The 14530-nt window shown below is 65.1% G+C and carries 11 protein-coding genes; 6 read left to right on the top strand and 5 right to left on the bottom strand.

From position 1 onward, the window contains the following. Nucleotides 1-7: 7 nt before the first annotated feature. Complete coding sequence (locus AC1D75_RS14645) at nucleotides 8-1684, bottom strand: phosphoenolpyruvate--protein phosphotransferase (RefSeq protein WP_495516090.1); 1677 nt, start codon at nucleotides 1682-1684, stop codon at nucleotides 8-10. Nucleotides 1685-1864: 180 nt separating this feature from the next. On the opposite strand from AC1D75_RS14645, the gene AC1D75_RS14640 reads away from it, so the two are divergent. From AC1D75_RS14640 to AC1D75_RS14620, 5 genes are all read left to right on the top strand, one after another. Then, entirely contained in the window at nucleotides 1865-2632 is a 768-nt protein-coding gene (locus AC1D75_RS14640; RefSeq protein WP_495515895.1) for a DeoR/GlpR family DNA-binding transcription regulator, read from the top strand. Next, nucleotides 2629-3615 carry a 1-phosphofructokinase family hexose kinase gene (locus tag AC1D75_RS14635; protein WP_495515894.1) on the top strand — a complete coding sequence of 329 codons (987 nt, stop codon included), beginning with the start codon at nucleotides 2629-2631 and terminating at the stop codon, nucleotides 3613-3615. Before AC1D75_RS14640 ends, AC1D75_RS14635 begins: the two co-directional genes overlap by 4 nt. Before the next feature lie 71 nt (nucleotides 3616-3686). Continuing rightward, on the top strand, nucleotides 3687-5807 hold the full coding sequence (locus AC1D75_RS14630) for a PTS fructose transporter subunit IIABC (protein ID WP_495515893.1): 2121 nt from the start codon (nucleotides 3687-3689) through the stop codon (nucleotides 5805-5807). A 49-nt stretch (nucleotides 5808-5856) separates the two neighbouring features. Next, on the top strand, nucleotides 5857-6114 hold the full coding sequence (locus AC1D75_RS14625; protein ID WP_495515892.1) for an HPr family phosphocarrier protein: 258 nt from the start codon (nucleotides 5857-5859) through the stop codon (nucleotides 6112-6114). Between the two features lie 123 nt (nucleotides 6115-6237). Continuing rightward, complete coding sequence (locus tag AC1D75_RS14620) at nucleotides 6238-8532, top strand: HelD family protein (protein WP_495515891.1); 2295 nt, start codon at nucleotides 6238-6240, stop codon at nucleotides 8530-8532. On the opposite strand, the gene AC1D75_RS14615 is transcribed toward AC1D75_RS14620, so the two are convergent. Continuing rightward, entirely contained in the window at nucleotides 8520-8966 is a 447-nt protein-coding gene (locus tag AC1D75_RS14615; protein ID WP_495515890.1) for a universal stress protein, read from the bottom strand. The two genes, AC1D75_RS14620 and AC1D75_RS14615, sit on opposite strands and share 13 nt — an antisense overlap. A gap of 198 nt (nucleotides 8967-9164) precedes the next feature. Further along, nucleotides 9165-11321, bottom strand: a complete 2157-nt coding sequence (gene uvrB, locus AC1D75_RS14610; RefSeq protein WP_495515889.1) for an excinuclease ABC subunit UvrB — start codon at nucleotides 11319-11321, stop codon at nucleotides 9165-9167. 75 nt (nucleotides 11322-11396) lie between these two features. Here uvrB and AC1D75_RS14605 point away from each other — a divergent pair, with 75 nt between their 5' ends. Then, complete coding sequence (locus tag AC1D75_RS14605) at nucleotides 11397-11906, top strand: ribonuclease FAU-1 family protein (protein WP_495515888.1); 510 nt, start codon at nucleotides 11397-11399, stop codon at nucleotides 11904-11906. Nucleotides 11907-11926: 20 nt separating this feature from the next. Here the strand turns inward: AC1D75_RS14605 and coaE are convergent, their stop codons facing one another. Both coaE and aztD read right to left on the bottom strand, forming a co-directional pair. Beyond that, complete coding sequence (gene coaE / locus AC1D75_RS14600) at nucleotides 11927-12844, bottom strand: dephospho-CoA kinase (protein WP_495515887.1); 918 nt, start codon at nucleotides 12842-12844, stop codon at nucleotides 11927-11929. Between the two features lie 114 nt (nucleotides 12845-12958). Continuing rightward, entirely contained in the window at nucleotides 12959-14236 is a 1278-nt protein-coding gene (aztD, locus tag AC1D75_RS14595) for a zinc metallochaperone AztD (RefSeq protein WP_495515886.1), read from the bottom strand. Nucleotides 14237-14530 lie beyond the last annotated feature (294 nt).

The raw sequence follows: 14530 nt of genomic DNA, 5'->3' as shown, positions 1-14530 counted from the left end.
GCGGGCCTCAGCCCAGAACCGCACGGGCCGCTGCCCGCGCACCTACCGGATCTGACGTCTGCGAGACCGCTGCCGCGGCGCGGCGGCAGTCATCGAGGCTGACCGTCCCGAGCTTCGCGCCGACCCCGGCCACCGCCGAGGCCGCCGCCGACAACGATGTGACGCCCAGCCCGACAAGCACACAGGCCAACAGCGGATCCGCCGCCGCCTCACCACAGACACCGACCGGTTTACCCGCCGCCGCGCCGGCCGCCGCCGTCCGCGCAACCAGGGACAGCACCGCCGGCTGCCACGGATCGGTCAACCCGGCTAGATCAGCAGACATCCGATCAGCGGCCATCGTGTACTGGGCCAGGTCGTTGGTTCCGATGGACAGGAAATCGACGTGCTCGAGAACTCGTTCGGCCAGTAGAGCCGCCGCCGGTACCTCGATCATCACGCCGGGCACCAGCCCGCGTTCGCGCACCTTCTCGGCAAACCACTTGGCCTCGGCCGGGGTGGCGATCATCGGTGCCATCACCCAGGGCGCCCGCAGGCCCTCGGCCGCGGCCGCCACCCCGTCGAGCTGACGCTCGAGCAATCCGTTGTCCAGCGCGGCCATTCGAATACCACGGACACCCAGCGCGGGATTCGCCTCATCGGGATGAGCGGCGAAGCGCAGCGGCTTGTCCGATCCGGCATCAAGGGTTCGCAGGACCACCTTGGAGTCGGGGAACGCCTCGATCACCTCGCGGTAGATCGCCGCCTGCTCGTCGACCGTCGGTTCCTGTTCCCGATCAAGGAAGCAGAGTTCGGTACGGAACAATCCGACTCCCCCGGCCGCACTCCTGGCAGCAACCCGAGCGCCTGCGCCGTCCTGGACGTTGGCGAGCACATCCACGCGATGTCCATCCGAGGTCGCACCGGGACCTGTCCAGCCGGCAGTGCGCTCGGCGATCAACTTGTACGCGGCAACGGCCTGTGCCGCGACCTCCTCATCCGGTGACACGGTCAGTTCACCGGCGCTTCCGTCGATCAGCACCGGCGTTCCGGCCGCGACGGTCTCGAGTCCGGAAACTGCCACCACGCAAGGGATCCCGAGCTGGCGGGCGATGATCGCGGTGTGGCTGGTCGGTCCGCCCAATGATGTGGCGAGCCCGACGATCAACGTCGGGTCAAGACCTGCGGTGTCGGCCGGTGCGAGGTCTTCGGCCAGGAGCACCGAGGGCACCTCCGGCACCGGGACACCGGGTTCGGGCAGGCCGAGCAACTCGGCCAGCACCCGATCGCGGACGTCGTTGAGATCGGTCACCCGTTCGGCCATCAACCCGCCGAGTTTGGTGAACATGTCCGCGAACTGAGCGGTCGCGGCAACGGCCGCGGCGGCGGCCGAACTGCCGGCCGTGATCAGATCCTCTGCCGCACCCAGCCACCCGCGATCGGTTGCCATCGCAGCGTTGGCCGCGAGCACCTCCGAGGCCGATCCGGTCGACATCGCGGCGCGGTCCGAAAGACGCTTCGCCACCGCGGTGGTCGCCTGACCGAAGGCCTGGATCTCTGCCTCACGACCCGCGGCGGGCACGGGATCTGTGTTGATCACCGGTTCCACACGAGGTCCGGGTACAACGGCCGGCCCGAGGACCACCCCTGGCACCACCGGAGTACCCCGCAGAACCTGACGCGGACTCTCCACCTGCGATGACATATTCATGCGACCTCCTGAGACCGATTCCTTCACGTCGCTTGACTGGACATTTCCAACATAGCGATGTGATCTAGATTACAGAAAACTCTTGACAAGACAATACGTTCGGGCATAAAACAACATAAAGCAACATTTCAAACCACATGCTTGCACATTGCGGCGGGCCACACGGAGGACGGGATGTACCCAGAGGAACGGCAGCAGGCGATGGCATCGGTCATCGCGCAGAACGGTCGCATGTCAGTCGCAGACCTCGCCGAGCTGTACGCCGTGACGACCGAAACCGTCCGTCGCGATCTGGCCGCACTGGACCGGCTCGGACTGATCCGGCGGGTACACGGCGGCGCGGTCCCGGCATCGGCCCTGACCGCCATCGAACTCGGCACCACCGAGCGCGAAAACAGCCACGCAGACGAGAAGGAACGCATCGGGAAGGCCGCCCTCGACCACTTACCGCCTGCAGGCGGCAGTGTGCTGATCGATGCCGGGACCACCGCTGCACGAGTGGCCGCATACCTGCCCACCGACCAGGATCTGGTTGTCGTCACCAACTCCCTTCCGGTTGCCATGCGGGTCAGCGGCCTCGGCGGCTTGCGCCTGCATCTGCTCGGCGGACGCGTCCGCGGCATCACCCAGGCAGTCGTCGGTGACGATGCCCTACGCACACTGTCCACGATGCGAGTTGACGTCGCGGTGGTCGGGACCAACGGCATCACCGTGCGCCACGGTCTGTCCACGCCCGATAGCGACGAAGCGGCCGTCAAGCGGGCCATGGTCGCATCCGCGCACCAGGTTGTGGTCGTCGCGGACTCATCGAAGGTCGGTCGGGAAGACCTGATCAGCTTCGCGCCGATCGACCGCGTCGATGTGCTGATCACCGACACCGCGATCTCGGACGCCGCCCGTGCCGAGTTCGTCGATGCCGGCATCGAAGTGGTGACGGCATGATCATCACGCTGACCGCCAATCCCAGCATCGACCGCACCGTGACGCTGGCCGAACCACTGCGGCGCGGCGCCGTACACCGTGCCACCACCTCGACCTCACATCCGGGCGGCAAAGGCGTCAACGTCGCCCGCGTGATCACTTCCGCCGGAAAACGTGCCGTAGCAGTTCTTCCCGGAAACCAGAACGAACCACTCCTCGTGGCATTGACCGAAGCCGGCATCGAGCACCGTGCGATCGGGCATCCCGGTGCGGCGCGCGTGAATCTCACCGTCACCGAACCGGACGGCACCACGACCAAGATCAATGAACCCGGCGCCGCACTGCTTCCCGAACACCTCGACGCCCTGGCAGCCTGCCTGTCCGAGCTCTCGACGTCGGCCGACTGGGTGGTCTTGTCGGGTTCGCTGCCACCGGGCGTCCCGGATCGCTGGTACGCAGAACTGGTGGCGACGCTCCGCACAGCCGGGAGCTCGGTCCGCATCGCCGTCGACACCTCTGACGGCCCCTTGCGTGCACTCGCGGCCGAGTTCTCCACTGCTGCACCCGATCTGATCAAGCCCAACGCCGAAGAACTGGGCCAGATCGTCGGCACGGACGGTCTCGAACTCGAACGTGCCGCCGAAGAGGGCGACCCCTACCCGACCGCCCGCGCGGCCCGATCGCTGATCGAGCGCGGCGGCCCGCAGACCGTGCTCGCCACTCTGGGCGCCGCGGGCGCGGTCCTGGTCACATCGACGGGCGCCTGGCACGCCACCACACCTCCGATCGCGCCGCTCAGCACGGTCGGTGCCGGCGATTCGTCGCTGGCCGGATATCTACTCGCTGATCTGGAAAACGCCGGACCAGCTGACCGCCTCGTCATGGCGGTCGCGTACGGCAGTGCCGCTGCCGCCCTACCGGGCACGGCACTTCCGAGTCCCAGTCACATCAACCCGGACGCGGTGACCGTCACCGCGCTGACCTCGATCCTCGGCAGCTCCTGATGGCTGCAATCGATCTGGTCACCAGCGCTGCGCACCCTCACGATCGCGCATCTCGAACCTAGGAATCCGTCATGTCGAACCCGACAGTCCACACCGGCCCCACGCCGGCGATCATCACCCCAGAACTGATCACCCTCGATGCCGGACTCGGCGCCACCAAAGAGGCGGTCATCGAGGCCCTGGCCGGCAAGCTCGCCGCCGCCGGGCGCACCACCGACGTCGACAGCCTGCGCGACGCTGCGCTGGCCCGTGAATCACAATCGGCCACCGGGCTTCCCGGTGGGATCGCGATCCCGCACTGCCGGGACGAATCAGTCGTCACGGCGTCCCTCGGGTTTGCCAGACTCGACCCGAAGGTCGACTTCGGTGCCCCCGATGGCCCGGCCGATCTGGTGTTCCTCATCGCGGCACCGGCCGGCGCCGGCTCCGAACACATGAAACTGCTCACCTCGCTGGCCCGGGCGTTGGTCAGGCCGGAGTTCGTGTCATCACTCCGGTCGGCTCCCGGTCCCGACGACGTGGTCGCGCTCGTCGACGATGTCCTGCATCCGGCACCCGCGGCCGCACCGGCTGCTTCCGCACCGGCTGCTTCCGCGCCGCCGGCCACTGCCCCGGCCGCAGCCCCCGACGAGGCCGGTGCCGCGAAGTCGACTACCGAGAAGTCGCCGGCGGCACCCGCGGGCGACACCGGTCCGGCCGGATCCGAGCGGACCATCGTCGCGGTCACCGCCTGTCCCACCGGAATCGCGCACACCTACATGGCTGCCGATTCACTGGTGGCGGCAGGCAAGCGCGCCGGCGTCGAGGTGCTCGTCGAGACCCAGGGTTCGAGCGGTAGCACTCCGCTGTCGCCCGAGGCGATCGCCTCGGCAGACGCGGTGATCTTCGCAACCGATGTCGGGGTGAAGGGCAAGGAACGATTCGCAGGTAAGCCGGTGGTTGCCTCAGGCGTCAAGCGTGCGATCAACGAACCGGACGCGATGATCACCGAGGCGTTGCGCGCGGGCGAAAATCCCAACGCGGCCAGAGTCGCAGGCTCCACGACCGGCGACACCGAACAATCCGGCTCCGGCGGCGGCGACGTCGGTTGGGGTACGCGATTGCGTCAGATCCTGCTGACCGGCGTGAGCTACATGATCCCGTTCGTCGCCGCCGGCGGACTGCTCATCGCGCTCGGATTCTTGTTCGCAGGCTATGAGATCACGGACACCGCAGCGGACATCACCCTCGACAACTCACTGACCTCGCTGCCCGACGGCGGTCTGATGACCTATATCGGCGCCGTCCTGTACCAACTCGGCTCCCTGGCCTTCAGCTTCCTGGTGCCCGCACTGGCCGGCTACATAGCGTTTGCCATCGCCGACCGGCCGGGCCTGGCTCCCGGTTTCACCGCGGGCGCGGTGGCCGTATTCGTCGGAGCCGGGTTCATCGGCGGTCTCGTCGGCGGATTGATCGCCGGCTTTGCCGCCCTCTACATCGGCCGGATACCCGTTCCGCAATGGGCACGCGGCCTGATGCCGGTGGTGATCATCCCGCTGTTCGCCTCGCTGGTTGTCGGCCTGTTGATGTTCATCGTGCTCGGCAAACCACTGGCCTCGATCACCGAGGGATTGACCGACTGGCTCAACAGCCTGTCCGGTTCGTCCGCCATCCTGCTCGGCGTCATCCTCGGACTGATGATGTGCTTCGACCTCGGCGGACCCGTCAACAAGGCCGCCTATGCGTTCGCCGTGGCCGGACTCTCGGTCACCGACGACGCCTCACTGCGGATCATGGCCGCGGTCATGGCGGCCGGAATGGTGCCGCCGCTGGCGATGGCACTCGCCTCGACCGTCCGTCCCGGGCTCTTCACCGAGGCCGAACGGGAGAACGGCAAGGCCGCCTGGCTACTGGGTGCCTCGTTCATCTCCGAAGGCGCCATCCCATTTGCGGCGGCCGACCCACTGCGGGTGATTCCGTCGATGATGGCCGGTGGCGCCGTGACCGGAGGTTTGATCATGGCCTTCGACGTCACCCTGAGCGCTCCCCACGGTGGCATCTTCGTCTCGTTCGCCATCGGCGGGATCGCCTGGTTCTTCATTGCACTTGCCGCCGGAACCATCGTCTCGGCGGTGTGCGTCGTCGCTGCCAAACAATTCATCCGTTCCCGCAAGGCAGCGCCCGACGAGGCAAAGGTTCTCAGCGCGGCCTGACCGATATCACCCCTGATCAGCATCAACCGAAAAACAACAAGGAGAAATCATGCCAAGTAACACCGTTGCTGTTGGATCGTCCATCGGCCTGCATGCCCGCCCCGCAGCCACGATCGCCGAGGCCGTTGCCGCCGCCGGCGTCCCGGTGACACTTTCGGTGGCCGGTGGTGAGCCGGTGGACGCCGGTTCGGCATTGCTGATCATGACGCTCGGCGCCACCGTGGGCACCGAGGTCACCGTCACCTGCGAAGACCAGGCAACCCTCGACAAGGTCACCCAACTCGTCGCGTCGGATCTCGACGCCTGAAGGACCGCGAGTACTGCCTGCTAGCAGGCCGCATCCCCACAGGCACGCGGTGGGCCGGGAACGTTTACCCGGCCCACCGCGTTATTCTTTAGCACTATTTTTGTGCGCGAACGGCGCGGTCGAATGCCCAGTTCGACAAGGTGCTGCAGCAAACCGAGGAGGACTGTGTTCGAGGCCGAACAACACCATCTGGATCGCGTATACGGTCGTCTGGACCGGATGCGCCGCAATACCCAGACGCGGTTGGCATCTGCTCTGCGCGACACCGGCGGCACTCCGCAGGCGCGTTCCGAACGCGAATCCTATGAGCGTCTGTACAACGACGATCTGACGAAGTTCGATGCCGCCGAACACAATCTTTATTTCGGCCGCCTCGACCTCGAGAGCGGTGAGGTTCGTCGGATCGGTCGTATCGGCATCCTCGACGACGACGAGCAGGACAGCACACTCCTGCTCGATTGGCGCGCACCGCTGAGCCGTCCGTTCTATCTCGCGACGCCGGCCTCACCGGAAGACGTCCAGGTACGCAGTCACGTCCGTACCCGCAACCGCAAGATCACCGCGATCAACAAAGAGCGCCTCGACGTCACCGAGATCGCCGATGCCGACAACACCGGCCACGGCGATGTGGTGAACGAGACAGCGCTGATCACCGCACTCAATGCCGCCCGCACCGGGCACATGAACGACATCGTCGAAACCATCCAGCGCGAGCAGGACGTCATCATCCGGTCGCCGCACCGGGGAGTGCTGGTGGTCCAGGGCGGTCCCGGTACCGGCAAGACCGCGGTCGCGCTTCACCGCGCCGCATACCTGCTGTACACGTACCGCGAAACCCTCGCGCGCAGTGGCGTTCTCATCATCGGGCCCAACACCACCTTCCTGAAGTACATCGGACAGGTGCTCCCCTCACTCGGTGAGAGCGGTGTGCTCCTCTCGACCATCGGCGACCTCTATCCGGGCGTGCGGGCCACCGTCACCGACAATCCGGTGGCATCGACCCGCAAGGGCGATCTGGCCATCGTCGAGGTCCTCAAACAAGCGGTCCGGGACCGGCAAGAGCTCCCCACGTCGCCGATCATCCGCAAGTTCGAGGGCTATGAGGTCGCGATCACCAGCAAGGTGATCCAGCGCGCCCGCGGTCGGGCCCGGTCATCGAGGCGTCCGCACAACCATGCTCGATCGGTGTTCCTGCGCTCGGCGTTCGATACCCTGGCCCAGCAACATGCCGAACGCATCGGCTCCAGCGTGGTCGACGGTTCACAGTTGTTGAGCGGCACCGACATCGCGGACATTCGTGACGAGATGCGCGAAGACCCCGATATCACTGCCGCACTGGCGCATTTCTGGCCACAACTTTCTCCGCAAGTGGTGTTGGCCGATCTGCTGACCTCGCCCGAGCGGATCAAGTCCGCGACGCCCGGCTGGTCGCAAGCCGACCGCGACGCACTCCTGCGTACCGAGCGGGGCGGTTTCAGCGCCGCCGACGCGCCGTTGCTCGACGAACTGGCCGAGATCATCGGCATCGACGACAACGACGATGAAGAACGCGAACGCGCCCAGTGGCGCCAGAAGCTCTCGGATGCACAGGATGCACTCGACATCCTGACCGGTTCGGCACCACAGGATCTCGAGGACGAACTCGATCCGGAGATCCTGATGGCGTATGACCTGATCGACGCCGAACAACTCGCCGCGCGCCAGACCAATCGGGTGGCCTTGACCACAGCCGAACGCGCCTACAACGACCGGACGTGGACGTTCGGCCACGTGATCGTCGACGAGGCCCAGGAGCTGTCGGCGATGGCGTGGCGAATGATCATGCGCCGCATCCCGAATCGCTGGATGACCGTCATCGGGGATACGGCGCAGACCGGCGATCCGGCCGGGACGAATTCGTGGGGCGAAGTCCTCACGCCGTATGTCGCGCAGCGGTGGCGCAAGTTCGACCTAACGGTCAACTACCGCACGCCCAGCGAGATCATGGCGGTCGCAGCCCCGATTCTCGAACAGATCGACAGCGAGATGTCGGCACCCACCTCGATCAGGTCGAGCGGGCGGCCACCGGTGTTCGAACACACATCGGCCGAGAAGCTCGGCGCGGTTGCCGGTCGGCTCGCCACCGAACCTCTCGACGGTATCGCCGCGATCATCGCCCCGGATGATCTGATCGACGAGATCCGCAGTGCCACCGAGAATCTCGAGGGCATCCAAGACCTGTCCGTCCTCACGGTCGCACAGTGCAAGGGCCTGGAATTCGACCGCACGATCGTGATCGAGCCGTCCATGATCGTGCATCAATCATCGCGCGGGTGGGGCGACCTGTATGTCGCGCTCACCCGGGCAACCCAGCAACTGGCAATTGTGCACAGCGCCGAGCTGCCCGAGCCTCTGCGGCAGTCCGCTCAGACCGTGTGAACGATCAGGACGTCGCACCTCGACTTGCGGGCGACGTCCGCCGGAACTGATCCCAGCAACCGGCCTGCGATCGAGTTGAGGCCCTTGTTGCCGACCACGAGCAGGTCGGCCTTGGAGTCCAGCACCAGGTTCAGGAGCGCGTCCACCGGCGAGCCGACGACGGGGCGGGTGGCGATGTTGACGCCACCTGCCGCGGCGGCCCGCTCCTTGGCGGACCGAAGGATTTCCTCGGTCGGCGCAGACCCGTGCACCTGGTAAGCCTCGTCCTTGAGCACATCCGATGCTGCAGAGAAGTCCTTGTCGTCAGTCGGGAAATACGCACAGGCAATGATCAACTTTGCCGAGTCCCCACTGATCGCCCCCGCTCGTTCCACAGCCTTCATCGACGATTCAGATCCATCGGTTCCCACTACGACGGTCTGGTATGCGCTCATTCATTCCTCCAATAAACGTGCTTGCATATGGATACGCTCCACGGCGATGCCTTCCGAGAAGGGGGCGTTGCCTTCCGGAAGGGTATATCGATACCTGCGGCCAACATTTGGGTATCCACCGAAGCGGACACCACCATGCCCACTGACCTGCGACAACACTTGCTGTCACTCACGTCACATGTATCTGGAGGAGATCGGTCAGGAGATACCTGCGGCGTCCATGCCGCGCAATTCTTTCTTCAGATCGGCAATTTCGTCACGCAGGCGACCCGCGAGTTCGAACTGGAGATCGCGGGCAGCATTCATCATCTGATCGGTGAGCGCTCCGATGAGATCGGCAAGTTCGGCGCGTGGCATCGCAGACACGTCCCGACCTTCGAGAACACCTGACGAGGTCGAGGCCCGGCCCGGTTCACCCTGTGCGCGCCGGCCACGACTGGCATTTCTGCCGGAACCGCCGACTGCGACCGAGTCCTCGGCTTCCTCGTACACCTGGTCGAGGATGTCGGCGATCTTCTTACGCAACGGTTTTGGATCGACGCCCATCTTCTTGTTGTAGGCGACCTGCTTCTCACGTCGACGGTCTGTCTCATCGATGGCGTTGCGCATCGAGTCGGTGATCTTGTCGGCGTACATGTGCACTTCACCGGAGACGTTTCGGGCCGCACGGCCGATCGTCTGGATGAGGCTGGTGGTACTCCGCAGGAACCCCTCTTTGTCGGCGTCGAGAATCGCGACCAACGACACCTCGGGCAGGTCCAAACCCTCACGGAGAAGGTTGATTCCGACGAGCACGTCGTAGTCACCGAGCCGCAACTGCCGCAGGAGTTCGACGCGGCGCAGCGTATCGACCTCTGAGTGCAGGTAACGAACCCGGATACCCATCTCCAGCAGGTAGTCGGTGAGGTCTTCCGACATCTTCTTGGTCAGGGTGGTGACCAGAACCCGCTCGTCCTTCTTGGTGCGTTCCCGGATCTCGTGGATCAGGTCATCGATCTGTCCCTTGGTGGGTTTGACCACCACTTGCGGGTCGACCAGGCCGGTGGGCCGGATCACCTGTTCGACGAACTCACCGTTCGACTGCCCCAATTCGTACGGGCCGGGTGTCGCCGACAGGTAGACCGTCTGACCGATGCGATCGGTGAACTCGCTCCAGGTCAGCGGACGGTTGTCGACGGCTGATGGCAACCGGAACCCGAAGTCGACCAAATTGCGCTTACGCGACATGTCACCCTCGTACATCGCGCCGATCTGCGGCACCGTGACATGCGACTCGTCGATGACCAGCAAGAAGTCTTCGGGGAAATAGTCGATCAGCGTGGCGGGCGCAGTTCCGGCACCGCGGCCGTCGATATGCCGCGAATAGTTCTCGATGCCGGAGCAGAACCCGACCTGCCGCATCATTTCGACGTCGTAATTGGTCCGCATCCGCAGCCGCTGCGCCTCGAGCAGTTTGCCCTTGCCCTCCAACTCGGCGAGCCGTTCTTCCAGTTCGGCCTCGATGGACGCGATGGCCCGCTCCATCCGGTCGGGACCGGCGACATAATGGGTGGCCGGGAAGATGCGCAGGCCCTTGACCTCCCGCACGACGTCTCCGGTCAACGGATGCAGGTAGTACAGCGCCTCGATCTCGTCGCCGAAGAACTCGATGCGGATCGCCAGCTCCTCATAGGAGGGGATGATCTCGACGGTGTCGCCGCGCACCCGGAAGCTGCCTCGGGTGAAGCTGACATCGTTGCGGCTGTATTGGACATCGACGAGCAGTCGCAGCAGCGCGTCACGGTCGACTTCCTGTCCGACATCGAGTTGCACCGAACGATCGAGGTAGGACTGCGGTGTACCGAGGCCGTAGATGCACGACACGGACGCCACCACGACCACGTCGCGGCGCGACAGCAGGTTGGACGTCGCCGAGTGGCGGAGCCTCTCGACGTCGTCGTTGATCGACGAGTCTTTCTCGATGTAGGTATCTGTCTGCGCGATGTACGCCTCGGGCTGGTAGTAGTCGTAGTACGACACGAAGTACTCGACGGCGTTGTTGGGCAACATGTCACGGAGCTCGTTGGCCAACTGGGCGGCGAGGGTCTTGTTGGGCGCCATCACCAGGGTCGGCCGCTGGACCTTCTCGATCAGCCACGCGGTGGTCGCCGATTTACCGGTACCGGTGGCACCGAGCAGCACGATGTCTTTCTCACCCTTGGACAGGCGTTGCTCGAGCTGCTTGATCGCCGCCGGCTGATCACCGGCGGGCGAGTGGTCGCTGACCACCTCAAAGGTGGCTTCCGAACGTTCAATCTCCCCGACCGGGCGGAATTCCGAGTGCGCAATGATCGGATGTTCTGCTGCAAAGGCCATGTCATCAGAGTAAACGCGACCTCTGACACGGCGCGTACGCCGACAGTGAACATCGCGCTGGCGTAGGTTGACGCGATGGCCGCGATTCATCCGCCCAAGCACGAGACATTCGACGTGCCCGGGCGTACGAACACCGACCCGAAAGGGTTCATCCGCCAGGTAGATGTCTACCGGGCCACCGAATTCGGCCTGTACATGGACCGGCCAGCCGACCATCGAAAGTTCAGCAGGCTACAGTCCTGGCTGCTCCCCGACTTCGGACTCCGGGCCACCATTTTCCATTTTCGTCCCGGGTTCGAACGTGACCAACGCCTCTACCTCGACGTCGGGGAGTTCACGCGTCCCGACGCACAGGGGTGCTGGCATTCCGAGGACTGGTACCTCGACCTGATCGAGCGCTCGGGCCGTATCGAACTCGAAGACGTCGACGAACTGTTCGACGCCCACGCCGCCGGGCTGCTCCCCCGCGAGCACGCCGAGGCAGCGGTCCACATCGCAACCCGCACGATGACCGGGGCGGCCACACATGGTGACGACGTCGAGGCCTGGCTCGCGGCCCAGGGCGTCGCACTGGTGTGGGAGTGACCCTCAGTCGAGCGTGATCGTCACACCAGTCTGATCGTCACAGCCCGCCCGGGATCGGCGTTGGCGTGCACTCCGGGACTGCTCACCGGGAACCCGCCGTCCGATAGCGGGTCGATGAGATCTGCGGCCGACGCCCCGGCGGCCAGCGCCACGTCGAAGTCGATGACGTCGACGGCCGCGGATCCGACCTCCGAGGTGGGGCCCACATGCTTGATGTCGACGATCTTGTCGGCGCCGAGCAGCCGCAGCCGATCCGCCAGCCGGGTCGCATCGACCTGCCACTGCTCTCGGTAGGCCACCTCCGTCGTCGGTTGTGGCGCACACACACGGGTGCGGACCCCACGCTCGTACGGCACGAGTCGTTCGTCCCAGAGCGTGGCCGCGAGTGCTGCCAGGTCGTCCGGGGTACCGCTGTTGTCGAGCCAGACATCTGCGACCGCGCGCCGATCCTCGACGCTCGCCTGCGACCGGATCCGGGCGCGGGCATCCTCTTCCGGCATGCCGCGCTGACCCGTCAGGCGAGCGAGCCGGACGTCTTCCTCGGCGTGCACGATGACCACGAGATGGAAGAACGCCGCGGTCCGATTCTCCACCAGCAGAGGGATGTCCTGGAGCACGATCGCATCCGCAGGCGCCGCATCGAGCAGTTCTGCGGCACGGGCACCAACCAGCGGATGCGTGATGCCGTTGAGCTTCTTGCGTTGCTCGTCATCGACAAAGGCCTTGGCCGCCAATGCCGGCCGATCGAGGGCGCCGTCGGCGAGCAGGATGTCTGCTCCGAACGCCTCGACAAGCTTCGCGAGACCATCCGATCCCGGCGCCACGACCTCTCTGGCGATCACGTCAGCATCGATGAGATACGCACCGCGCTCTGTCAGTGTGCGTGCCACCGTGGATTTTCCGGCGCCGATACCGCCGGTCAGGCCTACTCGAATCACCGACCCAGTGTTGCAGACCAACCCCCCGTCTTCCCGCATCCACCCGCTTTTGCACCAGTCCGACGAATATCGGCGGGCCGGAACCGTAAGCGGGTGGACGATCAAACAATTGGCCTAACCCGTGACACCGATCAGCTCGTTGGGCACCGCGGCAAACTCGTTCTGGGCGGTGATGCCGCCGCTGTCGAGGTCCACCGCGACGATCCTGCTGTTCGCCGGATCGGTGACGTAGGCGGTCGACTCCATGACAAACAGCGTCGGACGCGGCGCCTGCCACTCGATGGGCTCGGCCCAGTCCTCGATGACCTCGATCCGTTTGATCGTGGTGCCCGAGGCGGGGTCGATCACGTGGATGTCACCATCGGTGCCCAGGACCAGCGCCTCACCCCGTGGTCCGCGGGCCAGTGATCGGAAGCTGTAGCTGGTACCCAACTCGACGAGTCGCAGTTCAGCGGTTTGCGTGTTGGCCAGACTGATCCGGGTCGGACGTTCGAACTCGGCATCGGAGTCCACCTTGTAGTCCCCGAGGACCACCGGCGACGCTTCGGTGCCTGCCTGATTGCCGATCCGCCCGTAACTGTCCGGGCTGGTCAGCTTCTGGATGTTGTTGCCCTGCACCACCAGGAGGCCATCTTGGCATCCGAATGCGAGTGTTGCACCGGCGGCGATGGCCTCACCATGGACACCGGGACATTGATCGGTGCTCGCGAGCACCGAGTCGTCGGGTCCGAGAATCTGGATTCCACTGCGGGATTCTTCGGTACCGACGGTTGTCACCAGAGTGCCATCGGCACGCGCCACGGCGACCCCGTGATGCGCCGGTACCTGATATTTTTCCGTCTTTGCCTTGCCCCGCGACAGTTCTGCGGGGGCAACCACATCGATTTCACCGGTGCCGTCAGAGAACAGTGTGATCCGATCATCATGTGACACAACGTGTCCCGGCTCTTCCCCGCCGAATGTCAGCCCCGTCATCGTCGGCTGTGCCGTGTAGTGGTGCCCGTGATCGCCATGTTGGCGGGTCCACGTACCCATGTCGAGGACGCCGAACCCGTCGGGCCGGGACACGAACACGTGGCGCCCGTCGCCGGCCGGATTCAGGCGGATGAATCCCTGTGCCGCAATGTCGCCGACCGGCTCGAGATCGTCTGCATCGATGATCACGATGCCGTCATCGTGAGTGAATGCCAGCCGCCGGGTGGCCGAGGTCTGTTCGACGGGTTCAGAACCGGCACCCGCGCTCCCGGAGGATTTCTCGGCAGCCGGCGAGGTGGCTGCGGTGTCGCCGTCGGTTCCACAGGCAACAAGCAGACCCCCGGCACAGAAGACGGTGATAAATCGGACGGCGAGAGTATTTTTCACACCCGAATCGTCCGCGTTAATGATAATCATTGTCAAAAAGCAATGTTTGCATGGCTCGGCTCCTTGGCGTAACTGCGTCCTGCAGTTGCAATCGAGGGGTACCGTCGCACTACCCCACACGGAGCGTCCCGCCTGGCGGGATCGGCGCGTGCTGGATTCCCGAGCGGCCCGTCGCGGCCCCCCGTAGCTCTACCGAACAACCCTGTCGCCCGGATGGATCCGGTTTCCTCTGTGCGATCGGCACACCGGAAGCGAGCACAATGGTCTCACCGAATCTGTTGACCACCAAGGACGGTCATCGTAGAACCCGCCGGTCGGGACAAT

It is taken from the genome of Williamsia sp. Y712 (genome assembly GCF_059445525.1).
Note: the sequence above shows the minus strand (reverse complement) of the source record. Positions and strands in the feature narration are given on the sequence as shown.